The following is a 23479-nucleotide window of genomic DNA, read 5'->3' on the forward strand; positions in this document are numbered from 1 at the left end:
CGGCCTCTTTTCGGATCGTCAGTTGTTGCCGCCGATGAAATCGCCCAGTTCGCCCAGAATCGAACCTTCGCCCCGGTTCTGTCCACCACGCGAACCGGCTGCGGCGAGCATCCGGCCGGCCAGGCGGGAGAAGGGCAGGGACTGGATCCAGACCTTGCCGGGACCGCGAAGGCGGGCGAAGAACAGGCCTTCTCCGCCGAACAGGACAGATTTCACGCCGCCTGCGGTAACGAGGTCGAAATCGATGCCAGGCGTGTAGGCGGCAAGGCAGCCGGTATCGACGTGGAGTTCCTCGCCGGGGCGCAGTTCCTTCTCCACCAGCGTGCCGCCCATCTGCACGAAGACCCAGCCATCCCCGTCGAGCTTCTGCATGATGAAGCCCTCGCCCCCGAACAGGCCGGTCATCACGCGGCGCTGGAAGGCAACGCCGATGGAGACGCCGCGCGCGGCGGCGAGGAAGCTGTCCTTCTGACAGATCAGCGTGCCGCCCACTTCCGACAGCTTGATCGGAAGGATCGCGCCAGGAGTGGGCGAGGCGAAGGCCACGCGCGCCTTGCCCGAACCATTGTGCGTAAAAACGGTGGTGAACAGGCTTTCGCCGGTCACGAGCCTCTTGCCCGCACCGAGCAGCTTGCCCATGAAGCCGCCCTGCTGATCGGCACTGCCATCGCCGAATACGGTGGTCATCCCGACTGAGCCGTCCTTCCAGACGAGGGCACCAGCTTCGGCGACCGCGCTTTCGCCGGGATCGAGCTCGATCTCGAGAAACTGGAGTTCCTGCCCCTTGATCTCGAAATCGATGTCGTCAGCAATGCTTGCGCTACGGTGATGGGCCCACGGACTGTTGGACATTGAGGTCTCCCAAGGATTGATGTGCGTAGATGTAGCAATCCACTACGCCGATACGAGAGGGCATATCATGTCTTCGTCGGCGCTGTTATGACGCTTGTCGGATCGAGGGGTATATTGACAATGACGACGCTGCGGCCCGAACGGTATTCTGCGCTTGCCATCATCTTGCACTGGGCGATCGCCTTGTTGCTGCTGTTCCAGATCGGGCTGGGCTGGGCGCTGGAAGACCTTCCCAAGGGCGCGGTGCAGTTTTCGGGCTACCAGTTCCACAAGTCGGAGGGCATCGCGATCCTGCTGCTGAGCCTTGCGCGGCTGGTGGTGCGACTGTTCAAGGCGCGTCCAGCACCCGTGCAGGATGGCAAGGCGCAGATGTTGCTCGCTTCTGCTGTGCACGTCCTGCTGTATGCGGTGATGATCCTCGGGCCACTGACCGGGTGGATCATTGTTTCGACGGCCAAGGTGCGGTTGCAGACGATGTTGTTCGGCAAGGTGCCATGGCCTGACCTGCCGGTTGGCCAGGCCTTCCATGAGCCTGCCGAAGTTCTGCACGGAGCCTTGGGAACCGTCGGCATGGCACTGATCGTGCTGCACGTCGCTGGCGCCTTGTATCACCACTTCAGGCGCGAGGACGTGATTGGCCGGATGCTGCCTGCGGCGATCCGCTCGCACGGCGCGATAGGTATTGCCGGATTTGCAGCAATTGCTCTTGGGGCCGGGGCGCTGATCTGCGGCCTGTTCCTTTCGTTTTCCGGGAACAAGAGTCCGGCTGCTAAGCCGCCAGGCGAAGTGGCTTCTGGAAGTGCTGCCGATGTGCCGATCGAAGAGCCCTCAGCACCCGCGAGTTCCGAACCCGCCGTTGCCGAGAGCGCGGCAGCGACAGCGGCCAAGGCGAGCCCGTGGAAACTGGAGAAGGGCGGACGCTTGGGCTTTGCGGCAGAATACAGCGGAGAGGCCATCAACGGATCGTTCTCGCGCTGGGATGCGACGATCGTCTTCGATCCCGAAGACCTGCCGGGCTCATCCATCCGTGCGACAATCGATCTCGCCTCGGTCGACAGCGGCGACAGCCAGCGCGATGATATGCTGCGCAGTGACAGCTTCTTCGCTGTCGGCGCACATCCCAAGGCGCAGTTCGTCTCGACCAGCATTAAGGAGGCGGGCCAAGGCCGCTACGTCGCCAATGGAACGCTTTCGCTGCATGGACAGCGCAAGCCGATGGCGTTGCGGTTTGCCCTCAAGATCAGCGGCGACAAGGCAACCGCCACCGGCAATGCAACCCTGCAGCGGCTATCCTTCGGAGTCGGTGAAGCAGAATGGTCCGCGACCGATCAACTGAAGGATGCAGTCGGCGTCAACTTCAATATCAAGGCTACGCGGCAGGCCCCTTGATCGCGCCAGTGTGGCGCAGGCCGCCAAAGAAAAATTCGGAATAGGCTCGAGCCCACTTCTCGTTGGCACTGTCGTCGATTTCCTTGATCGAGCCTGTGAAGCGCGCGTGGCCTAGCAGGCCTTCCAACCAGAAACCCGCAGCCAGTGCAGGATCGACCAGTTCGAGGTTCTGCACTCGTGCGGCTTCGCGGATTTCCTCCGAGATACTGACAAGGGCATCGGCGTACATCGCCTGGCGGTAGTTCACTTCGTCAGTCCCGAATTCCTGGTCGCACCAGTCGACCAGCCGCTCCATCATCCGGCCTTCGGCCGAATGAAGCACCCGTATCACGGCGGCGGCGCGGATGCAGAACGCTTCGACGATGGGCAGGCCGACGCCGAGCTTCATGATCTCGAGCCGACGCTCGATAGTCTTGTGAGCCAGGAGCGCTTCGAGAAATTCGCGTTTGCCGGCAAAGCGCGTGTAGATCGTTGCCTTGCCAATGTGCGCATGGCGCGCGACGCGATCAAAGGTGAAGGCTTCGAAGCCGTGGTCCCGCAGGACTTCCCAACCGGCTTCAAGGATTCGCGCAGGGAGACGTTGCGCTTCCTCCAGCGAAGGACGGCCGCGCTTGGTGGCCGTCTTACTGCCTGAAAGATCAGTGGACGGTGATTTGCTGCTCGGCGATTGCGGCGAGGGCGGCAGTGTCATGCGGCTGATCCCGGTCGCACAGCCGGTCGGCCAGAGCTTCGGCGATCCGGTTGTGAACCGGGCAGGACATTTCGAGTCCTTCGCGATAGGCCTGCCAGAAGCGGAGGCCCGCATCGGTAATCCAGCGCATCTTTCCCACTTTCTCGCCTTTGCGGCGTTTCTGGTGGATAGAGTGCCTCAGGCATGGCTGGAGTCAATATACTATAAAATAGGCGAATTCGTTTCATTTATTGGCCCCTGACGCCGCTGCATCGGCGGTCCAGCCAAGGCCAAGTGCCTTTTCTACCGCAATAAACCCTGTCGTAAGCTCTGCTCGAGCGGCCGCGGTTGCCATCGCCAACTGCAGCGCTTGCCGCTCTGCATCAAGACGGTCGGGCTTGCCGATGGTCCCTGCCTGCACGCGTTGCTGCTGCAGATCGACGTTCTTGCGAGCCCGCCCTTCCGCATCAAGCGCCTTGCCGAAAGCGACGCGCTGCGCGCCAAAGCGCGCGAGCGAGCCTTCGGCATCCTGTAGCGCGGTCAGCACTGTCCTACGGTAATTCGCTTCGGCTTCGGCATAGGCGCCCTTGGCGGCTTCGACCTGGCGGTCAGCGCGCCCGCCATCGAAAAGGTTCCACTTGATCTGCGGCAGGGCAATGCCGACGATGTTCGCAGGGTCGAAGATGTCGCCGATGTTTTGGCCGCCAAGACCCAGCAGCCCGAGGAATGATATTTTGGGGAACTTGTCGGCAATCTTCACACCGACATCGGCATTGGCCGCAGCGAGTTGGCGCTCTGCCATGCGAATGTCGGGGCGGCTGCGCAACAGGCTGGCCGGGTCGCCGATGGATACTTCGGCAGGCGGCAGGGGCACCGGTGCCGGAGTTTGCAGAAGAGCGTCGAGTGCTCCAGGCTCCTTGCCTGTCAGCACTGCAATCTGGTCCATCAGCACGGCGATTTCGGCGCGAGACTTGGCAACGTCCGCCTCGCTGGCGAACGCCTGAGCCTCGGCTGCGTTGACGGGTTGTTGCGGGATCGTCCCGGCGGCGTAGCGCTGTTGCGCCAGCGCGACCAGTTCCCGATCGATGCCCACCTGCCGATCTTGGAGCGCCAACATCGCCTGCCGCGCGCGCAGGCCGACATAGGCACGGGCGATTTCGGCGGATAGTGTCACCCGCGCGTCTGCCGAGGCTGCCTCTGCGGCCTCTGCGCGCGCCAGCGCGGCTTCCACCTTTCGGCGCGTGCCGCCGAAGAGATCAATTTCCCATGAGGCATCGAAGCCGAGGTTGTAGGCGTTGATCTCGTCCCTCCCGCCACCGTTTCCGGCAATGTTGCCCGGAACGTTGAGGTACGGGGCGGCAAACGATGTGTTCACCGTCGGCAGTGCGGCAGTTCGGTTGGCAGCAAGAGCCGCGCGTGATTGGGCGATGCGGGCATTGGCCACGGCGATTCCCGGACTGTCTTCAAGAGCGGAGACGACCAGCTGGTTCAGGACCGGATCGCCCAGGCTCTCCCACCACCTTGATGAAGGCGTTGTCTGTTGCATGGCCTCTCCGGCGCGGACGAACTTGCCGCGCGAAGCGGCGACGGGGGCGGCTTCGGGAGCGCCATTGTAGTTCGGGCCGACAGTCGTGCAGCCTGCCAGTAACGCGGCGAGGATCGTGGCGCTGCCGATGCGGCGAAGGGATAGCGAGGCAGTCATCAGTGCGCAGCCTTTGCGTGATAGCCCTTGGGAAGCGGGCGCAGAAGAAGAACGAGCGGGGACACGAGCAGAATACCCAGCGTCAGCGCCATGAAATCATCGTTGAAGGCCATGACGAGTGCATCGCGCAGGATCATCCCGTCGAGCGAACGGAGTGCGGCCGCCATTCCATCGGGGCCGCCGCCGTAGGTCATCGCCTGCTGGCCGACCCAGTCCTGAACGTTGAGGTCGTTCGCGCCGAGCGCACTGTGCAGGGTCCAGCGATGGAACTCCCAGCGCTGATCCTGCAGCGTGGCGAGAAGGGCAAGGCCGACCGAACCACCGAGGTTGCGCGCTGCATTGAACAGGCCCGCTGCGTCACCGGCGTCCTCGCGGGAAACGGAACTGATTGCCGCCTGGTTCAAAAACATCATGCAGAACACGGTGCCAAGGCCACGCATCAATTGCGTCTCGACGAAATCGCCGCCGCGCGATTGCGCAGTGAGCGTGACGTCGAGGTAGCAGGACATCGCCAGCAGAGCGATCCCGGTGCCGACGATCACGCGCAGATCGACGCGCGAAATCAGGATCGGAAACAGCGGCATCATCATCATTGCGGGAATGCCGGATATGAAAACGATGCGCCCTGCCTGCATGGCGTTGTAGTCGGCAATCGCCGCCAGGAACTGCGGGATGACATAAGCAGTGCCAAACATCACGGCGCCGAGCACGAAAGCCAGCACGAACACCGCCGCGAAGGATCTGTTGCGAAGCAGGGACAGCTTGATTACCGGGCGCGTTGCCTTGAACTGGCCAATGGCGATGAAGATGAAGCCCAGCAGCGTGACTGCGCTGAGTTTCCAGATCAGGGCGGATTCGAACCACTGCTCGCGATGGCCTTCCTCGAGCACTACGGTGATGCCGCCCAGGCCAAGGATCAAGCCGATCACGCCGAACCAGTCAGCGTTCACCAGCTCGCCCAACTGCATCTTCCCCTTGGGCAGACCAACCAGCAACAGCGTGATCAGGATCAGGCTGATCGGCACGTTGACGAAGAAGGCATAGTGCCAGCTGAACGTCTCGGTCAGCCAGCCGCCTACCAAGGGGCCCAGGACCGGGCCCATGATAACGGTCAGGCCGAACAGGGCCGTTCCCACCGGCTGCTGGTTGGGCGGCAGGCGGGTGGCAATGATGGTCAAGGCGGTCGGGATCATCGCACCGGCGGTGAAGCCCTGGCCGACACGACCGAGGATCATCATTGTCAGCGAAGAGGACAGCCCGCACATCACCGAAAAGCCGGTGAACAGGATCGCCGCGATCAGCAGGAAGCGGCGCAGGCCGAACACACGTTCGAGCCAGCCCGTAAGCGGAATGATGATGATTTCGGCCACGAGATAGGCGGTGGCGATCCAGGTGCCTTCGCTCGACGAAGCACCGATCTCACCCTGGATCGTGGGCAACGATGCGTTGACGATGGAAATGTCGAGCGTCGCCATCAGCGAGCCGATGGCGCCTGCAGCCACCGCCAGCCAGGCGGTGATGTCGGCCTTTTCGCCGCTTGCGGCGGCCGGCGGCATCGCCGCCTCATCAATGGCTGCCGACTGGCTCACTTCGACGCAACCCGATCCTGCTCGTTACGGATCGTCTCGATTGCCGACTTTGCCGAACGCGTGTCGACTTCGACCGAGAGTGAAAGGCCGGGAACCAGCACCTTGCGTGATTCCGGCCCGGCATTAATGCGGATGCGGACTGGGACTCGCTGGACGATCTTGGTGAAGTTGCCGGTCGCATTCTGTGGCGGGATCAGCGAGAAATTGGCGCCGGTGCCCGGCGTGATGCTTTCCACCGTGCCGTGGAAGTCGACGTCGGGCAGCGCGTCGACGTGGACAGTTACCGGCTGCCCCGGACGCATGAGGCCAATCTGCGTTTCCTTGAAATTGGCTTCGACGTAGATCGCTTCGGTCGGCACGATCGTCATCAGTCGCTGGCCGGGCTGCACGAACTGGCCGACGCGCACGGTGGAGTTGCCGATCTTGCCCCCGATCGGGGCCGCAATGCGGGTCGTCTCCAGATCCGTGCTGGCAGCCTCGCGCTGGGCTTGTGCTGCCTTGATTTGCGCCGCGCTCTGGCCGGCCTGGGCACGCGCGCTTGTCACGCGATCGCTTGCGGCCGAAAGCCCGGCCTGTTTCGCAGCAACGTCTGCCGCAGCCTTGTCGCGGTTGGCGACGAGCTGGTCGAACGCCTGCTTCGGTTCGGCACCGCTAGCCACCAGGGGCCGCATCCGGGCAACTTCGCCGTTCAGGTAAGCGAGTTCGCGCTGGGACGCCTGCAGCGCTGCGCGGGCCTGACCCACTGCGGACTGTGCTTCCTGAATGGCTGCAACGGCGGTGGCCTCCGTGGCGCGGGCGACGTCGACCTGTGCGCTGCTCTGCGCGAGGCGGGTGTTGTAATCGGTCGGATCGATCTGGACCAGCAGAGTACCCTGATCGACCGCCTGATTGTCGCTCACTGCAACACGGCGCACGTAACCGCCAAGCTTGGAACTGATGGTGACGCCGTCTGCTTTCACATAGGCGTCTTCCGTATCCTGCATGAACTTGCCGACAGTCTCGTATTCATACAGCGCATAGGCACCGTATAAGGCACCGGCTGCCAGAGCGCCGAGCGCGATACGACCGATCAGCTTCTTGCGGCCCTCGCCGGTATGATGGGAATCAGCTGCAGGTGTCGTGTCGGTCGAGGCGGCCATTTTTGATCCATTCGGCAGTAATTGAACGAAATCGTTCCGTTGCGAAATGCCACTTGGTTCAGGCGCGAAAGGATTTCAAGTGCTGAAATTGCGGCAAGCAGTGCAAAAAGTGCACGCGCACGGCGCAACGCTCTCGCCATTGCGGCGTTCCTGGGATTCATCAGGACCTGCACTTTAGGTCACGGCTTCATAGACATCCGGAAAGTGCAATATAATTTCCGCTATTGATCGATCCAATCAATCAAACAAGGCGAATTTGCTCATTGGAAATTCGACTGCTCATGCCCTACCTCACCATTCGTATCCCGGTTCACCAATCCACAACGAGAAGGATTTGAGTCTATGTCGATCGTCGGAAGCAAGCTGAAGCCATTCCAGGCAACCGCTTTCCACCAGGGCAAGTTCGTCGACGTCAGCGATGCGGACGTACTCGGCAAGTGGGGCGTGTTCTTCTTCTACCCGGCCGACTTCACTTTCGTCTGCCCAACCGAACTGGAAGACCTTGCCGACATCTATGGCGAACTCCAGGGCCTCGGCGTCGAAGTCTACTCGGTTTCGACCGATACGCACTTCAGCCACAAGGCATGGCATGAAACCTCGCCGGCTGTCGGCAAGATCAACTACTACATGCTCGGCGACCAGAACCACACGATCTCGAACAACTTCGGCATCTTGCGCGAAGGCGTCGGCCTTGCTGACCGTGGCACTTTCGTGACCGATCCGGACGGCACCATCCAGCTGGTCGAGATCACCCCCGAGGGCGTGGGCCGCAACGCTGCGGAACTGCTGCGCAAGATCAAGGCTGCCAAGTACTGGCGCGAAAATCCCGGCCAGGTCTGCCCGGCCAAGTGGGAAGAAGGCGCCGAAACGCTGGCTCCGTCGATCGACCTCGTCGGCAAGATCTGATTGTTCTGGCAGGGCGCTCACCGCGTGGGGTTGAACGTCCTGCCATAGCCACCGGACGGGCCGTGCCGCTTGTGGGCGGCCCGCCGGCTCCACGATCCCGATCAAATTCGAACTGATCCCCCGTGCGCCGACCATTCGGTGACGCGCGGTCTGTAATGTCCAAAGGAAATGACCATGCCCGTTCTTGACGCCGCCACCACTGCCCAGCTCAAGTCCTATCTCGGCAACCTGCGCCGTCCGATCGAGCTGGTTGCAACTCTGGACGATAGCGCCAAGTCCGCCGAGATGCGGTCGCTTGTCGAGGAAATTGCTGCGCAGTCGGACAAGGTCAGCGCCCGCTTCGACGGAACGGACGAGCGGGCGCCCAGCTTCGCCATCCGGTCAGACGAGGGCAGGGCGGAAGCCGTGTTTGCCGGTCTGCCGATGGGGCATGAGTTCACCTCTCTGATCCTAGCGCTGCTCCACGTTGGCGGGCACCCGCCGAAGGAAGACGCCGAGCTTCTCGACCAGGTGCGCGACCTTGACGGTCCGCTACACTTCGAGACGTTCTTCTCGCTGACCTGCCAGAACTGCCCCGACGTGGTGCAGGCGCTCAACATCATGGCAGCGCTCAACCCCAACGTAACTCACGTCGCCATTGACGGCGCGCTGTTCAAGGAAGAGGTCGAGCGGCGCCAGATCATGGCCGTGCCGACCGTGTTCCTAAACGGCCAGCCCTTCGGCTCGGGCCGCATGGACCTGGCGCAGATCGTCGCCAAGCTGGATACCAATGCTTCTGCCCGCGCCGCCGAAAAGATTGCCGCCAAGGAGCCGTTCGACGTGCTCGTCGTCGGTGGTGGTCCGGCCGGTGCCGCTGCTGCGATCTATGCCGCAAGAAAGGGCATCCGGACCGGCGTGGTGGCAGAGCGCTTCGGCGGGCAGGTGCTCGACACCATGGGGATCGAGAACTTCATCTCGGTCCAGCACACCGAAGGGCCGAAGCTTGCCGCCCAGCTGGAAAGCCACGTCAAGGAGTACGACGTCGACGTGATGAGCCTGCAGAAGGCGACGGCGCTGTTGCCAGGCAGCGAAGGTGCACTGCATGAGGTACAGCTCGAGAATGGCGCAAGCCTCAAGGCGAAGACGCTGATCCTCTCGACCGGCGCGCGTTGGCGGCAGATGGGTGTTCCCGGCGAGGACGAGTACCGCAACAAGGGTGTGGCCTATTGCCCGCACTGCGATGGTCCGCTGTTCAAGGGCAAGCGCACGGCAGTGATCGGCGGCGGCAATTCGGGCGTCGAAGCGGCGATCGACCTTGCCGGCATCGTTGCGCATGTGACGCTTATCGAGTTCGACAGCCAGCTTCGAGCTGACGCGGTGCTGCAGGCCAAGCTGCGTTCGCTGCCCAACGTCACGATTGTGACCTCGGCTCTGACCACCGAGGTACTGGGCGACGGTGCAAAGGTAACCGGACTGGTCTACCAGGACCGTACGAGCGAGGAACTGCATACGGTCGAGCTTGAAGGCATCTTCGTGCAGATCGGTCTTGTGCCCAATACGGAATGGATCAAGGGCGCGATCGATCTTTCGGCGCGAGGCGAAATCGAGGTCGATGCCCGTGGTGCGACCAGCGTTCCGGGCATCTTTGCGGCGGGTGACGCCACCACCGTGCCCTACAAGCAGATCATCATCGCCATGGGCGAAGGTTCCAAAGCTGCGCTTTCTGCCTTCGACTACCTGATCCGACAGAGCTAAGCATAACATTCGGTTTCCGAAGGGCTTTCCCCTTTTAGCCCGACGGGTCGCAGAGGCGGCGGCGCGAGCATTGCGTCGCCGCTTTTTCTGTCTTGAGGCGTTGCCCGATCCGCATCCTTTGACTAACGTCCCCATGTCCTGCGCTGTCAATCCGCAGGCGGGAGAGATTCATGTCGCGTTCGTTGACGTCGCTTCTTGCGGGTCCCGTAATCTTGCCGGCCCTCGGGGCGGCCATGCTTGTCCACCAGCCAGCCAGCGCAGGCGGAACTTATCGCGATCTCAATCACAACGGTCGACAGGACGTCTACGAGAACCCGGCAGCCCCGACATCTCGTCGCGTAGAGGATCTGCTGCGGCAGATGACGCTTGAGGAGAAGGTCGCGCTCATGCTCCATGGCACGCTGGCGGCTGAGAAAGGGTCGGCCATCGGGGTTGGAGCGGCTTACGACAAATCGGCAGCGCAGGCGCAACTCACTCGGGGCGTGAACAGTGCGATCACCCGCCTCTCGCCCGATGCCAGGACTTTTGCGGAAGAGAACAATGCCATCCAGCGGTTGGCAGAAGCCACGCGCCTCGGCATCCCTGTCACGATCAGCACGGATCCGCGCAACCACTTCCAGGTGACAGTAGGCGTCAGTTCGGCATCCGGTGGCTTCTCGCAATGGCCCGAGACGCTGGGAATGGCGGCAATCGGGGACGAGAAGCTGATCGAGCGATTTGGCCGGCTCGTCGCCGCCGAATACCGGGCAGTCGGCATCCATATGGCTCTGAGCCCGCAGGCCGATCTTTACACCGAGCCACGCTGGCCTCGCGGCGTGGCGACCTTTGGTTCGGACGCTGCGACGGTGTCCCGGCTTGCAGGGGCTTATGTGCGCGGTTTTCAGGGCAGCCCTACGGGTCTCGTCCGTTCTGGCGTCGCCACCGTGGTCAAGCACTGGGTCGGTTATGGCGCCGAGCCGGAAGGCTTCGACGGGCACAACTACTACGGCCGCATCGCCCGCCTAGATAACGAGAGCTTTGCCCAGCACGTGGCAGCATTTGAAGGCGCGCTTTCCGCGAACTCCGCAGGCGTGATGCCGACCTACGTTGTCGCCAATGGCGTCAGTATAGAAGGCAAGCCCCTGCCACAGGTCGGCGCGGGTTTCAGCAAGCCGCTGATCGACGGCCTGCTGCGCAAGACCAAGAAGTTCGGTGGCATCGTGATTTCCGACTGGGCGATCACCAACACCTGCCTCGAACCGTGCAAGGCGCCCACGGAGGAAAAGCCGCAGGGCTATAACATCGCGATGCCTTGGGGCGTTGAGGATCTTTCCGAGGAAGACCGCTATGCGATGGGCGCCAATGCCGGGATCGACCAGTTCGGCGGCGTCGATGATCCAGCGCCGCTGCTTGCTGCAGTGAAGCACGGCAAGGTCAGCCTCGCCCGGGTCGACGAAGCGGCGCGGCGCGTGCTCAAGCTCAAGTTCGACCTCGGCCTGTTTGACAATCCCTATGTAGATGTGGCCCAAGCCGGGAAGGTGATTGGCGATCCGGCAACCCAGGCCGAAGCCGACAAGGCGCAGCGCGCCGCGCAGGTCCTGCTTGAGAACAGGAATGCACTGCTCCCCTTGGCGCCGGGCCGCAAGGTTTGGCTGTCAGGCGTGGGTGCTGAAGCGGCGCGCGCCGGAGGGCTGACGGTTGTGGATACGCTGGATCAGGCCGATGTCGCTCTGGTGCGTGTCGCCACGCCGTTCGAGGTGCTTCACCCCCACCACTTCTTCGGCTCGCGTCAGCACGAGGGCAGGCTCGATTTCCGTGCTGACGACGAAGCAACGAAGGTGGTTGCGATGGCGTCTGCCAAAGTGCCCACGATCGTTGCGGTGGACCTCGATCGTCCTGCCGTTCTGACCGCATTCCAGGCCAAGGCCGCAGCACTCTACGGTCTGTTCGGAGCCAGCGATGCTGTGCTCGTCGATCTCGTGACCGGCAAGGCAAAGTCGCAGGGGCGTCTGCCGTTCGAACTGCCCTCATCGGCAAAGGCGGTCGAAGAGCAGCATCCCGGGCGGCCCGATGATAGTACCGCGCCGCTGTACAAGCGCGGTGATGGCATCATCCTGCCGTAAAAGGCGTTGAAGGCGGGGGAAATCACAAGGCCACGGCCTTGCCGACTCTCCCCGCCTTCGCCAGAGCGACAGGCGTGAGCGCATCAATCGTCATCGGCGCCGACCGGTCCGGCGCGTCTGTCAGGATCGACGTCGAGGAACTTCTTGCAACCCGCCTGCTCGTGCAGGGCAACAGCGGGTCGGGCAAGTCGCATCTGCTGCGCCGCTTGCTGGAAGAGAGCGCGAGCATCGTGCAGCAGGTGGTAATCGACCCGGAGGGTGATTTCGTCACGCTGGCCGAACCGTTCGGCCACGTCGTCGTTGATGGTGCGGCCTACGATGGCCCGGAAATTGCCAAGCTTGCAGCGCGCATTCGCAAGCACCGGGCTTCAGTGATCCTCGCCCTCGATGGACTCGAGCTCGAAGCGCAGATGCGGTGCGCGGCGGTTTTCCTGAACACTCTGTTCGATGCCCCGCGCGACGAGTGGTACCCGGCACTGGTGGTGGTCGACGAGGCGCAGATGTTTGCACCGGCCGCTGCCGGGGATGTGACCGACGAAGTGCGCCGCCTCAGCCTTTCGGCAATGACCAACCTGATGTGTCGCGGGCGCAAGCGCGGACTCGCGGGGGTTATCGCCACCCAGCGCCTCGCTAAACTGGCCAAAAATGTCGCGGCCGAAGCATCGAACTTCCTGATGGGCCGCACTTTCCTGGATATCGACATGGCGCGTGCGGCCGACCTGCTCGGCATGGAGCGGCGCGAGGCCGAGAAGATCCGCGATCTGGAACGGGGACATTTCCTTGGTCTTGGGCCAGCCATTGCCCGCCGTCCGGTCAGCGTCCGCATTGCCGATGTTCAGACTCGCGCGCGCAACGTGGTGCAGGGCCTGATGCCGCTGCCCAATGCGGCCGGTGCTGAGATGGAATCGATCTTGCTGTCCGAACCTCTGGCGATGGAAGCGCCGCCCCGTACGCCCGAACCGGAAGCGCCAGCGCCTGAGAGCGGCGAACTGCTCGAGCAGATCGCAGGCTTTGTGCCCGCTTCAGAGCAAGTTGAGCCGCCCGCGGCGCCAAGCCTGTTCGAGGCGGAGGAAACTGCCGCGAGTATCGCCTCGATCCTTGCCGAGATGGCGGCCGAACCAGATTGCACGTTCCAGCCGGCGTCGCAGCTCTATCAGGACTTCACCGTCCGCTGCCGCATGTTGCGGATATTGCCAGGCATGGACCTCGGCGTGTTCCGGCGCCGGTTCGCGATGGCGGTTGCAGGGATCCATGACGACAAGGCGGCGCAGTGGCAGGATCTGCTCCGGATAGGCAAGGATGTGCCCGATGACTTGCTGGCCCCCTTCCTGACATTGGCCCGTGCAGCGATGGAGGGGGCGCCTTGCCCCGATGATGAAAGACTCGCTGAAATCTACGGAACACGCTCTTCCGGGCGCATACGGCGCCTGTTGGAGCATCTTGAAAAGGGCAATCTGATCGTCGTCCGGACCGATTACGGGGGCAGGCGCTCGGTCGGCATCCCCGCATTGGGAATGACCACGGCGCCGGTCGAAGCCTGAGGCGCTGCCGTCTTTCGCTATTCCACCGTGTAAAAGTCGATCACAACGCCATCAGGCTTGCGAATGCCGCGAGCGACGAACACCTTGCGTCGCATCCATTCGTGCGGACCTGAGCGCACGGAGAAGCGCGGCGTTGTGCGGAAATAGTAGGCGGAAGGATCGACCTTTTCTCCGTTGGCGAGCTTACCGATAATCTCCGGCGCTGCCGTACGGACTCCCGGATTGGTCACTTCGATTACCGTTCCGTCCGTAGCCTTCAGCAAATAGCGCGCCTCTATCGAAGTGAGACCGCCAGGGAGGATTTCCTGCCAATCTCCACCGCCAGGCAGTACCTGCCCGGCAAGCGCCGGCCCACTCACCGTGCCGCCGGTTATCGGGATGAAGCGCTTGCGCCCGGTATCGATTTCACCTTGCTCAACCGGAGGAGCGAGGGAGGCCTGAACAGTGAATGCGTACGCGAGAGTCGGGGCAGGGGCGCTGGGCCCCGCATCGGCGTAAGCGGCCGGATTCGCAAAGAGTGCAGCCATGCTTGCGAGAAACGTTTTTCGGGACACCACCATCGCTCCAGTCATGTGCAATCGCCGTAATTGTTGTTGGTCGCATTTTATGCGATTGTCATCCTCCAATCGGGCGCCGTGCCGCAATGTGCGTTGCACAAAAGGCATTGCAGAATTTGTTTGTGTTACTAATGGAAGGAGCCGGACGCAGCGCGATCTCTGCCTGCAATTCGGCCCTTTACAGGGGCTTTGTGCGCCAGCGTTGGAAGGAATATCCGTGGCTACGGCAGTGATCAACCGACAATCCGTCGTACCTGAACTGGATCTCGACGATCTCGACTCCGTTCTTGGCCTGCACATCGGCACCGTCAACACGCTATTCGTCACGCGGCTGGAAAAGCGGCTGGACACGATGAGCGTCACGCCGAAGCAGGTGGCCATCCTTTGGCTGGTCAATGCCAATCCCGGTTTGAAGCAGACCGATCTTTCAAAGTTCTTCCAGATCGAACGCCCCACCGTGCATCAGTTCGTGCGCCAGTTGATCAAGAACGGCTTTGTGGTGAACGAGCCTTCGAAGCTGGACAGAAGAGCCGGAGGCCTGTGGTTGACCGATGAAGGCCGCGAGGTGCTTGCCCGTTCGCGTCTGGCCATTGCCGAGCACGAGATGGAACTGACCTCGAAGCTGACAGCGCGTGAAAAGTCCGAGCTTTTCCGGATATTGATGAAGCTGTATCTGACGGCGCCGGCCAAGGATTGATCGTTCAGCAGCGGGACATGCCTTGGCAGGCATAATGCCATGATGACCAAAGGATTCCGCTTCATGAAGCCAATCGCACTAATCGCCGCCGCTTCGTTCGCCATTGCCGGCAGCGCGATGGCACAGCAGGCATCTGGGGATCCGGTCAGGGGTAAGACCGTGTACGCCCGTTGCGCCGCATGTCATGACCTGAACACCGGTGCGACGCGTCTTGGCCCGTCGCTCAAGGGCGTGGTGGGTCGCACGTCTGGCACCATGCCGAACTTCAATTATTCGCAGGCCCTCAAGGACAAGGCCGTCGTCTGGAATGCGCAGTCGCTGGACGCGTTTCTGGCTGGTCCGGCGAAGTTCGCACCGGGCAACCGAATGGCCTTTCCTCCGCTGGCAAATGCGCAGGACCGCGCCGATCTCATCGCATTCCTGGAGCAGTCAGCGCGCTGATTGCAACTTAACCGCAAAGAGCCTCGCACTCATCGGTGCGGGGCTTTTTTGCGTCCAGCATTAAAGCAATCATAAACGATCATTCTTGATCGTTTCTGCGCAAGGTGTTACTGAGTCGGCGACCGCGAAATCGCGCAACAGTCTGCAGGATGCCATGAACGCCCACACCCAGATTACCGCCGCCCTTCCATTCGCCGTGCCTGCCAGCCGTTGGGACGATGCGGTCGCTTCGAAGCTCAGCCCGGCTGAACTGCTGCTCTATCGCTCGAATCTGCTCGGCAGCGACCTGACGGTGACGAACTTCGGCGGCGGCAATACCTCAGCCAAGCTCGAGGAGGTCGATCCGCTTGCGGGCGAGAAGGTTGAAGTTTTGTGGGTCAAGGGTTCCGGCGGCGACATCGGGTCGATGAAGCTCGATGGCTTTGCCACGCTCTATCAGGCCAAGCTGCTGGGCCTCGAGGCTCACTATTCAGGCCCCGACGATGACGACAAGATGGTCGGCTTCCTGCCGCACTGCACATTCAATCTGAATGGCCGCGCGGCTTCGATCGACACGCCGCTGCATTCGCTGCTGCCTTTTGCCCATGTCGATCATGTGCACCCCGATGCGATCATCGCCCTGGCAGCGTCCTCCAGCGGCGAAGCGGCTACACAGGAAATCTGGGGCGGCAAGATCGGCTGGCTGCCGTGGAAGCGCCCAGGATACACGCTGGGCGTGATGCTGCGCGATTACGTGAAGGCCAATCCGCAAGTCGAAGGCGTGATGCTGGCAGGTCACGGCATCATCTGCTGGGCCGATAGCGCGAAGGCCTGCTACGAGCACACCGTGCAACTGATCGCGGATGCTGCGACTTATTTGAACGGCAAGCTGTCCGGCACGCCGGCGTTCGGTGGGCAGGCAGTTCCGCCCAATCCGGATCGTGCCGCTATTGCCGCTGACCTCATGCCCCGCCTGCGCGGCTTCATGACCGGTGCGCGCCAGAAGCTCGGCCACTTTTCGGACGACGCCGAGGCGCTGGAGTTCACAGGCTCGGTCGACTTCGAGCGCCTCGCCGCGCTTGGCACGTCGTGCCCCGACCACTTCCTGCGCACCAAGATCGCACCGCTCACGCTCGATCCGGCGCGCCTGCAGGACGATGCCTATCTGGCGCAGAAGATCACCGACTATCGCGAGATGTATGCGGCGTATTATGAGCGCTGCAAGCGGTCCAACTCGCCTGCGATGCGTGATTCCAACCCGGTTGTCGTGCTCGTGCCCGGCGTCGGCCGCATCACCTTTGCCACCGACAAGAAGACTGCCCGCCTCGCGGGTGAATTCTATGGCAATGCCATCAACGTGATGCGCGGCGCCGAGGCGATCGGCGACTACATCGCGCTCGATGAGCAGGAAGCCTTCGATATCGAGTACTGGCTTCTCGAGGAAGCCAAGCTGCAGCGCATGCCGGCGCCCAAGCCTCTGGTCGGCAAGATCGCGCTGGTCACCGGCGGGGCAGGGGGCATCGGCGCCGCCTCTGCCGCTCGCCTGCTGCGCGAAGGTGCCTGCGTGGTGCTGGCGGATCGCGCGGCCGATGCGGTGGAGGAAGTGCGCGCCGGTTTTGCCAGGCAGTTCGGCAAGGACGTCGTACGAGCGGCGGTATGTGACGTGACCGATGAAGCGCAGGTGCAGGCTGCAATCGATGTGGCGGCGCGCGAGTTCGGTGGTCTCGACATTCTCGTCGCCAACGCCGGCATCGCCTCGTCCGCACCGATCGAGGAAACCACTATCGAGTTGTGGAACCGCAACTACGATGTGCTGGCGCAGGGCTACTTCCTTACCGCCAAGGCGGCTTGGCCGCTGATGAAGCGGATGAAGGAGCAGGGCGGTGCGTCGGTCGTCTTCATCGGTTCGAAGAACGGCGTTGCTGCGGCGACAAATGCCAGCGCCTATGCCTCGGCCAAGGCCGCCGCGAACCACCTCGCGCGCTGCCTTGCGCTGGAAGGTGCGCCCCACGGCATTCGCGTCAACACCGTCAACCCGGACGCTGTGATCAAGGGCAGCAAGATCTGGGACGGCGACTGGCGCAAGGAGCGCGCCGGAGCTCACGGCATCGACAGTGGCAAGGAACTGGAAGAACACTACCGCCAGCGCTCGATGCTAAAGCGCGACGTGCTGCCTGAAGACATTGCCGAAGCGGTCTATTTCCTCGGTTCGGACATGAGCGCAAAGTCCACCGGCAACATGATCAATGTCGACGCGGGCAACGCGCAGGCCTTCACGCGCTAAGTCTCCGGGAGAGGATGAAGAGATGACCGAACTGCCCATCTCGGCGGACCTGATCGCCGAACGCAATGCCCTTCACGCCGAGGCGCTGGAGGAGGATTACGCAGCACTTGGCCGGAAGCTTTCCCGTACCGGGATCGACATCGATGCAATCAAGGACCGCGTGGCGGACTTCTCGGTCGCCGTGCCGTCATGGGGTGCTGGCCGAGGCGGCACGCGCTTTGCCAAGTTCCCGATCGCCGGTGAACCGACCAACATTCACGAAAAGCTGGAAGACTGCGCGGTCATCCAGCAGCTCAGCCGCGTCACCCCTCGCGTGTCCCCGCACTTTCCATGGGACAAGGTCAGCGATTACAAGGCGCTGCGAGAAGAGGCTGCCAGTCTCGGCCTTGGCTGGGATGCGGTCAACTCGAATACGTTTCAGGATCAGGTCGGGCAGGCCCACACTTACGCCAATGGCTCGCTTGCCGCGCAGGACGCCGCCACGCGCCAGCAGGCAGTCGATCACAACATCGAGTGCATCGAGATCGGCCAGCAGCTCGGCTCGACTGACCTCACCGTGTGGGTCGGCGATGGCACCAACTTCCCCGGCCAGCAGGATCTTGGCCGCAGCCTCGACCGCTATCTAGAAGCCGCCTCGAAGATCTATGCGGCGCTTCCCGATGACTGGCGGATGCTGCTCGAGCACAAGATGTTCGAGCCGGCATTCTATTCGACCGTGATCAGCGACTGGGGTTCCTCGATCCTTGCCGCGCAGGAACTGGGCCCGAAGGCAAAGTGCCTTGTCGACCTCGGCCATCATGCGCCGAACGTGAACATCGAACAGATCGTTGCCCGTCTGCACCGCTTCGGCAAACTCGGCGGATTTCACTTCAATGACAGCAAGTATGGCGACGACGACCTCGACAGCGGCTCGATCAACCCGCACCAGCTGTTCCTGGTGTTCAACGAACTGGTCGAGGCTGAGCTGAATCCGCGTGATGGCTTTAACCCCAGCTATATGATCGACCAGTCGCACAATGTGACTGACCCGATCGAGTCCATGCTTTCGAGCGCCGAGACGATCACCCAGTGCTTCGCCAAGGCGCAACTGGTGGACCGCGAGGCGCTCCATGCGGCGCAGGAAGCCAACGACACGATGATGGCCTTCCAGGCCCTTCGCCGCGCCTACAATGTCGACGTTGCGCCGATCCTGGCAAAGGCGCGGATGGAAGCCGGTGGCGCCATCGATGTGCTCGAAGCCTATCGCCTCAGCCAGTACCGGGGCCGCAAGGCGCAGGAGCGCAAGGCCGTGGGGCTGGGCGCCGGCATCGTCTGATTTGCTATTCCATAAAAAGAACAGGTCTGGAGAGAAGATGATGAACATTCGCCGGCGCATTTCAGTCGCAGCGATCCTTGCCTGCAGCACGCTGCTCTCTCCGGTTGCCTTTGCCGAGGCGCCTACGGCCGAGCAGGGGGCAACGAATCCTGATCCGCTTGCCCAGCAATTCCAGGATCCGCCAATGGAAGCGCGCCCGCGCGTATGGTGGCACTGGATGAACGGCAATGTCACCAAGGACGGGATCGCCAAGGATCTCGATTGGATGAAGCGCGTCGGCATTGGCGGCCTGCAGAACTTCGATGCAGGACTCCAGACCCCACAGGTCGTGGGCAAGCGTCTCGTATACATGACGCCGGAATGGAAGGACGCCTTCCGCTTCGCCGCCAGCGAGGCCGACCGATTGGGCCTTGAACTTGCTATCGCAGCCTCGCCGGGCTGGTCGGAAACGGGTGGTCCTTGGGTAAAGCCGGAAGACGGTCTGAAAAAGGTCGTTTGGGCTGAAACGCGGCTCAAGGGTGGAAAGCGTTTCACGGGCAAGTTGCCTATGCCCCCGGTCACGACCGGCCCTTTCCTCGACATGCCCGATTCAGACCCGCTGGCTTCGATCACCGGCGAACATGGCTTCGAGGCCCCCGAGCTATATAGCGATATTGCAGTGCTCGCGCTGCCGGATACGGCAGCGGAAGATGTGCTTCCTTCCTTCAGTTCGGATGGCAAGCCGATTTCCGCCGCGGCACTGGCAGATGCCAGCCTGCAGACTGGCGTGACCTTGCCGCGCGGTCCGGCGGAGGCGCCAACCACTCTGGTGGCGAGCTACGCCAAGCCACAGGCGATACGCTCTGCGACGATCGCCATTCCCGGTGCGAAAAGCATGTTTGCCGGGCCGACTCTCGACATTCGCCTCGAGGCCAGCAACGACGGCACCACATGGCAGCCTGTTGCAAGCATGCCGGTCACCGGCGCCCCGTCCACAGTCAGTTTCGAGCCGGTAACCGCGCGGCATTTCCGTCTGGTTTTCGTACCCCTGCCATTCAATGGCTCCAATTTGGGCGATCCCACACCCGGTGTCGTCGTTGGCGGTTTTGTCGACATGATCGCGGCTAGCGCGAAGGCGCCGCTCGAGATCAAGCAATTCCGCCTGACCTCCGAAACCATAATCGATCAGTTTGAAGCCAAGGCAGGCTATGCGATCGCACGGGATTACGACGCGCTCGGCGAACCAGATAGGGCGGCCGTTGGCGTTGACCCTTCGAGGATCGTCGACCTGACAGGCAAGATGCGTCCTGACGGCTCACTCGATTGGACCCCGCCCAAGGGGAAATGGCGCGTGATCCGTCTTGGATCTAGCCTGCTTGGCACAACCAATCATCCCGCGCCGCCCGAGGCGACGGGCCTCGAAGTCGACAAGTTCGACGGTGCTGCCGTTCGTCGCTATCTCGAGCACTACATCGGCACGTATAAGGATGCGGCGGGCGAGGATCTCGTCGGCAAGCGCGGTGTTCGCGCTCTGCTGACGGATTCCATCGAAGTGGGGGCGGCCAATTGGACGCCGCGCATGATCGAGCAGTTCAAGCGCCTGCGCGGCTATGACCCGATGCCTTACCTGCCGACGCTTGCCGGCGTATTGGTCGGCACGCGCGAGCAGTCGGACAAGTTCCTGCGCGATTACCGCCAGACTCTCGCCGATCTCATGGCATCGGAACACTACGGAACAGTTGCGCAAGTGGCGCACGAGAATGGCCTGAAGGTCTATGGGGAGGCTCTCGAGGACAACCGTCCTTCGCTTGGCGACGACATGGCAATGCGCAGTCATGCAGATGTGCCGATGTCCGCCTTGTGGACCTTCGGCCGCAAGGCCGGGCCCAACCCCAGCTACCTTGCCGACATGAAAGGCGCTGCCTCGGTGGCGCATGTCTATGGCCAGAACATCGTCGCGGCAGAATCGATGACGTCAGCCTTGGCGCCTTGGGCCTACGCTCCCAACGAATTGCGCCGCATCATCGATCTGGAATTCGCCAGCGGCGTCAACCGCCCGGTCGTGCACACCTCGGTGCATCAACCGGTTGACGACAAGGTGCCGGGCCTTTCGTTGGCCTTCTTCGGCCAGTTCTTCAACCGCCATGAGGCGTGGGCTGAACTTGCCCGGCCTTGGGTTGATTACATGGCGCGGTCCTCTCTGCTGTTGCAGGCAGGCCGCAACGTTGCAGACGTCGCCTATTTCTACGGCGAGGAAGGACCGCTCACTGCGCTTTATGGGCGCAAGCCGATCGGTGACGCACCATTGGCACATGCCTATGATTTCATCAACCGCGATGCGCTTTTCGATGCGATCGAAGTGCAGGATGGAGAAATCGTCGCCAAGGGCGGGGCGCGTTACAAGGCGATCCAGCTTGGCGGATCGACCCGGCGCATGACCGTCGCAACCTTGCGGCGCCTCGCCACGCTTGTCGAAGCGGGCGCAACCGTCGTCGGCCACGCACCCGAAAGCTCGCCTGCACTGGCTGACGGCAAGGCGGACTTCGCCGCGCTGGTCGCGAAACTGTGGTCCGGGGCGCCTGTGACGAGGCTTGGGGCAGGGCAGGTCATCGCCTCTGCCGATATCGACGCTGCGCTGGCGAAGGCAGGTGTGTCGCCCGATTTCAGAATGTCCGGAGCAAGTGCGGATGCCGAGGTACTGTTCGTTCACCGCAATCTGGGCGACGGGGATCTGTGGTTCCTGAACAACCGCAAGACGGTGGATGAGCGCGTAGAGGCGCGTTTCCGCGTCACTGGAAAGCAGCCAGAGTTGTGGTACGCCGATAGCGGGCGTTCCGAGCCTGTATCCTACCGCATCGAGAACGGTGAGACGATCGTCCCGCTGACGCTCGGCGCAGAGAGTTCCGTCTTTGTCGTGTTCCGTAAGCCCGCCAAGGCCAACTCGCTGATGATCAAGAAGGTGGTGCCCGCGGCTGTGGCGACGCTGGACAGCCCGTGGCAGATCGCTTTCCAGGCAGGCCGTGGCGCACCGGCAGGCATCACCTTGCCGAGACTGGCATCGCTGAGCGATCAGGCTGAACCGGGTGTCAGGTACTTCTCGGGCATGGCGACCTACACCAGCAGCTTCACCTTGCCCAAGAGCGTGAACGCTGGCGCGCCACTTTGGCTTAATCTCGGCGAAGTGGGCGAGATCGCTGAGGTGTCAGTCAATGGCAAGCACGTTGGCTATGCCTGGCACAAGCCCTATCGCGTCGACCTGTCAGGTGTGGTGAGGAAGGGCGTGAATTCGGTGGAGGTGAAGGTCGCAAACCTCTGGGTCAATCGCCTGATCGGCGATGCGCAACCCGGTGCGGAAAAGGTGACGTGGACGTCGTTCCCAACCTATCGTGCCGACACCGCGCTCCGCCCTTCGGGCCTGATCGGCCCGGTTACCCTTGAGTCTGCCGGGGAGGCGCAGTCGAATCCCTGATCACCAGCTGGAACCCAAGCTGGGAAATCTTGCCTTCCTGCTCATCTCTCCTGAGCAGGAGGGCTGCGGCAGCCTGGCCCATTTCCTCGATCGGCTGATATACGGTCGTCAGATAGGGCCAGACTGACCGCGCAATCCAGCTGTCGTCGAAGCCGCAGACAGAGATGTCGTCCGGCACCTTCAATCCTGCCTTCGAACATGCGGCCATCACGCCAGCAGCGCTGTCGTCATTGCAGGCGAAGACGGCGGTTGGCCTGGGGCTCTGAGCGATCAAGGTTTCGCCTGCAGCAATACCGCCTTCAAAAGAAAACCCGCCATCGGCGTCGATGATCGGGGTGGCGCTGCCCAGCCGTTCCAGTTCCGCGATGAAACCGTCGCGTCTCCGGGCAGCGGCCATGTGCGATGCGGGGCCCCGCATGACTGCGAAGCGGCGGTGGCCAAGATCCCACAGATGCTGGGCCATTGCCGCCGCCGCAGCAGCGTCGTCGATGGCAATTCCAGGGCCACGAGCATTGTCGAGCGCGGGGGCGATCCGGACATAGCGGATCTTGCGCGCCTCAAGAAAGTCCAGGAGAAGCAGATTGTCCGACAGCGGGGGCGTCAATACGAACCCATCGCAGCGATTGTTACGAATAAGGGCTTCCAACTGCGCGGAAAATTGTTCGTCCGGTACGGTGGAATCGACATTGTCGATGCGCAGGTGATACTGGTGGGACCGTACGACGTCGTAGACGCCCTTCTGGATTTTCATGGTGTAGTGCGGGCTCGGATTGTCCAGCAGCAGGCCAATGATGAAGGTGCGTGATCCGGCCAGCGAACGAGCAGCGGCATCAGGGACATAGTTCAGTTCTGCAATTGCAGCCTCGACCTTGGCGCGCAGGTTTGCCGACACGTGAGGCTCGCCATTGATGACGCGAGACACGCTTTTCAACGACACGCCTGAAAGACGTGCCACATCGTCCATGGTGGCCCGCGCGGAATTCGCCGGAAAGGTCAGGGGGGTCATGCTTCTCTTTGTGACAATAGAGGGATGGAAACCGCTCTGCGAACATTCTCAATTTGAAACCTAGTCTGTGCGTGTGCGCATCACAAGGACCCTATTTTACGCATCGAGGTTTCTACGTGAGCCGCTTG

19 protein-coding genes are annotated in these 23479 nt (G+C 62.3%); 11 read left to right on the plus strand and 8 right to left on the minus strand.

Features of this window, described 5'->3' with window-relative positions; genetic code table 11:
- Positions 1-18: 18 nt before the first annotated feature.
- On the minus strand, positions 19-852 hold the full coding sequence (locus AC3WLM_RS15325) for a TIGR00266 family protein (RefSeq protein ID WP_039334072.1): 834 nt from the start codon (positions 850-852) through the stop codon (positions 19-21).
- Positions 853-972: 120 nt separating this feature from the next.
- On the opposite strand from AC3WLM_RS15325, the gene AC3WLM_RS15330 reads away from it, so the two are divergent.
- Complete coding sequence (locus AC3WLM_RS15330) at positions 973-2241, plus strand: YceI family protein (protein WP_492477860.1); 1269 nt, start codon at positions 973-975, stop codon at positions 2239-2241.
- On the opposite strand, the gene AC3WLM_RS15335 is transcribed toward AC3WLM_RS15330, so the two are convergent.
- The 5 genes from AC3WLM_RS15335 to AC3WLM_RS15355 all read right to left on the minus strand — a co-directional run bounded on the left by AC3WLM_RS15335 (position 2222) and on the right by AC3WLM_RS15355 (position 7341).
- The gene (locus AC3WLM_RS15335) at positions 2222-2932 is read right to left on the minus strand and encodes a TetR/AcrR family transcriptional regulator (RefSeq protein ID WP_082013343.1); all 711 of its coding nucleotides are present in this window, start codon (positions 2930-2932) and stop codon (positions 2222-2224) included. The genes AC3WLM_RS15330 and AC3WLM_RS15335 overlap by 20 nt on opposite strands.
- On the minus strand, positions 2880-3071 hold the full coding sequence (locus AC3WLM_RS15340; RefSeq protein ID WP_156451853.1) for a hypothetical protein: 192 nt from the start codon (positions 3069-3071) through the stop codon (positions 2880-2882). The genes AC3WLM_RS15335 and AC3WLM_RS15340 overlap by 53 nt, the downstream gene beginning before the upstream one ends.
- Before the next feature lie 84 nt (positions 3072-3155).
- Complete coding sequence (locus tag AC3WLM_RS15345; RefSeq protein ID WP_039333940.1) at positions 3156-4613, minus strand: efflux transporter outer membrane subunit; 1458 nt, start codon at positions 4611-4613, stop codon at positions 3156-3158.
- Positions 4613-6169: a DHA2 family efflux MFS transporter permease subunit gene (locus AC3WLM_RS15350; protein WP_492478139.1), complete on the minus strand. Its 1557-nt coding sequence runs from the start codon at positions 6167-6169 to the stop codon at positions 4613-4615. Before AC3WLM_RS15350 ends, AC3WLM_RS15345 begins: the two co-directional genes overlap by 1 nt.
- A 29-nt stretch (positions 6170-6198) precedes the next feature.
- A complete protein-coding gene (locus tag AC3WLM_RS15355) occupies positions 6199-7341 on the minus strand; it encodes an HlyD family secretion protein (protein WP_492477861.1) in 1143 nt (380 codons plus the stop codon).
- Positions 7342-7362: 21 nt separating this feature from the next.
- Here AC3WLM_RS15355 and AC3WLM_RS15360 point away from each other — a divergent pair, with 21 nt between their 5' ends.
- From AC3WLM_RS15360 to AC3WLM_RS15380, 5 genes are all read left to right on the plus strand, one after another.
- A complete protein-coding gene (locus AC3WLM_RS15360) occupies positions 7363-7569 on the plus strand; it encodes a hypothetical protein (protein WP_492477862.1) in 207 nt (68 codons plus the stop codon).
- Positions 7570-7683: 114 nt separating this feature from the next.
- Complete coding sequence (gene ahpC, locus AC3WLM_RS15365; RefSeq protein WP_039333951.1) at positions 7684-8247, plus strand: alkyl hydroperoxide reductase subunit C; 564 nt, start codon at positions 7684-7686, stop codon at positions 8245-8247.
- Between the two features lie 174 nt (positions 8248-8421).
- Positions 8422-9981: an alkyl hydroperoxide reductase subunit F gene (ahpF, locus tag AC3WLM_RS15370; RefSeq protein ID WP_492477863.1), complete on the plus strand. Its 1560-nt coding sequence runs from the start codon at positions 8422-8424 to the stop codon at positions 9979-9981.
- Positions 9982-10214: 233 nt separating this feature from the next.
- Entirely contained in the window at positions 10215-12083 is a 1869-nt protein-coding gene (locus tag AC3WLM_RS15375) for a glycoside hydrolase family 3 protein (protein WP_492477864.1), read from the plus strand.
- A 74-nt stretch (positions 12084-12157) separates the two neighbouring features.
- A complete protein-coding gene (locus AC3WLM_RS15380; protein ID WP_039333955.1) occupies positions 12158-13624 on the plus strand; it encodes a helicase HerA domain-containing protein in 1467 nt (488 codons plus the stop codon).
- Positions 13625-13641: 17 nt separating this feature from the next.
- Here the strand turns inward: AC3WLM_RS15380 and AC3WLM_RS15385 are convergent, their stop codons facing one another.
- Positions 13642-14196 (minus strand): DUF3237 domain-containing protein, encoded by a 555-nt coding sequence (locus AC3WLM_RS15385; protein ID WP_492477865.1) that lies wholly within the window; start codon positions 14194-14196, stop codon positions 13642-13644.
- Positions 14197-14398: 202 nt separating this feature from the next.
- Here AC3WLM_RS15385 and AC3WLM_RS15390 point away from each other — a divergent pair, with 202 nt between their 5' ends.
- The 5 genes from AC3WLM_RS15390 to AC3WLM_RS15410 all read left to right on the plus strand — a co-directional run bounded on the left by AC3WLM_RS15390 (position 14399) and on the right by AC3WLM_RS15410 (position 22345).
- Positions 14399-14878, plus strand: a complete 480-nt coding sequence (locus tag AC3WLM_RS15390; protein ID WP_062780402.1) for a MarR family winged helix-turn-helix transcriptional regulator — start codon at positions 14399-14401, stop codon at positions 14876-14878.
- A gap of 63 nt (positions 14879-14941) precedes the next feature.
- Complete coding sequence (locus AC3WLM_RS15395; protein ID WP_492477866.1) at positions 14942-15319, plus strand: c-type cytochrome; 378 nt, start codon at positions 14942-14944, stop codon at positions 15317-15319.
- 154 nt (positions 15320-15473) lie between these two features.
- Positions 15474-17582, plus strand: a complete 2109-nt coding sequence (locus AC3WLM_RS15400) for a bifunctional rhamnulose-1-phosphate aldolase/short-chain dehydrogenase (protein ID WP_492477867.1) — start codon at positions 15474-15476, stop codon at positions 17580-17582.
- Positions 17583-17604: 22 nt separating this feature from the next.
- The gene (gene rhaI, locus AC3WLM_RS15405; RefSeq protein ID WP_492477868.1) at positions 17605-18897 is read left to right on the plus strand and encodes an L-rhamnose catabolism isomerase; all 1293 of its coding nucleotides are present in this window, start codon (positions 17605-17607) and stop codon (positions 18895-18897) included.
- Between the two features lie 40 nt (positions 18898-18937).
- On the plus strand, positions 18938-22345 hold the full coding sequence (locus AC3WLM_RS15410) for a glycosyl hydrolase (protein ID WP_492477869.1): 3408 nt from the start codon (positions 18938-18940) through the stop codon (positions 22343-22345).
- Here the strand turns inward: AC3WLM_RS15410 and AC3WLM_RS15415 are convergent.
- The gene (locus tag AC3WLM_RS15415) at positions 22305-23351 is read right to left on the minus strand and encodes a LacI family DNA-binding transcriptional regulator (RefSeq protein ID WP_193826739.1); all 1047 of its coding nucleotides are present in this window, start codon (positions 23349-23351) and stop codon (positions 22305-22307) included. The two genes, AC3WLM_RS15410 and AC3WLM_RS15415, sit on opposite strands and share 41 nt — an antisense overlap.
- Positions 23352-23479 lie beyond the last annotated feature (128 nt).

This window comes from Novosphingobium sp. FW305-C-30-35, assembly GCF_058783135.1.

What these genes read in the sequence shown, in the direction of transcription:
- AC3WLM_RS15325 (WP_039334072.1), bottom strand. Translation starts at nt 852, where the DNA reads ATGTCCAACAGTCCGTGGGCCCATCACCGTAGCGCAAGCATTGCTGAC.
- AC3WLM_RS15330 (WP_492477860.1), top strand. Translation starts at nt 973, where the DNA reads ATGACGACGCTGCGGCCCGAACGGTATTCTGCGCTTGCCATCATCTTG.
- AC3WLM_RS15335 (WP_082013343.1), bottom strand. Translation starts at nt 2,932, where the DNA reads ATGACACTGCCGCCCTCGCCGCAATCGCCGAGCAGCAAATCACCGTCC.
- AC3WLM_RS15345 (WP_039333940.1), bottom strand. Translation starts at nt 4,613, where the DNA reads ATGACTGCCTCGCTATCCCTTCGCCGCATCGGCAGCGCCACGATCCTC.
- AC3WLM_RS15350 (WP_492478139.1), bottom strand. Translation starts at nt 6,169, where the DNA reads ATGCCGCCGGCCGCCGCAAGCGGCGAAAAGGCCGACATCACCGCCTGG.
- AC3WLM_RS15355 (WP_492477861.1), bottom strand. Translation starts at nt 7,341, where the DNA reads ATGGCCGCCTCGACCGACACGACACCTGCAGCTGATTCCCATCATACC.
- ahpC (WP_039333951.1), top strand. Translation starts at nt 7,684, where the DNA reads ATGTCGATCGTCGGAAGCAAGCTGAAGCCATTCCAGGCAACCGCTTTC.
- ahpF (WP_492477863.1), top strand. Translation starts at nt 8,422, where the DNA reads ATGCCCGTTCTTGACGCCGCCACCACTGCCCAGCTCAAGTCCTATCTC.
- AC3WLM_RS15375 (WP_492477864.1), top strand. Translation starts at nt 10,215, where the DNA reads ATGCTTGTCCACCAGCCAGCCAGCGCAGGCGGAACTTATCGCGATCTC.
- AC3WLM_RS15385 (WP_492477865.1), bottom strand. Translation starts at nt 14,196, where the DNA reads ATGACTGGAGCGATGGTGGTGTCCCGAAAAACGTTTCTCGCAAGCATG.
- AC3WLM_RS15395 (WP_492477866.1), top strand. Translation starts at nt 14,942, where the DNA reads ATGAAGCCAATCGCACTAATCGCCGCCGCTTCGTTCGCCATTGCCGGC.
- AC3WLM_RS15400 (WP_492477867.1), top strand. Translation starts at nt 15,474, where the DNA reads ATGAACGCCCACACCCAGATTACCGCCGCCCTTCCATTCGCCGTGCCT.
- rhaI (WP_492477868.1), top strand. Translation starts at nt 17,605, where the DNA reads ATGACCGAACTGCCCATCTCGGCGGACCTGATCGCCGAACGCAATGCC.
- AC3WLM_RS15410 (WP_492477869.1), top strand. Translation starts at nt 18,938, where the DNA reads ATGAACATTCGCCGGCGCATTTCAGTCGCAGCGATCCTTGCCTGCAGC.
- AC3WLM_RS15415 (WP_193826739.1), bottom strand. Translation starts at nt 23,351, where the DNA reads ATGACCCCCCTGACCTTTCCGGCGAATTCCGCGCGGGCCACCATGGAC.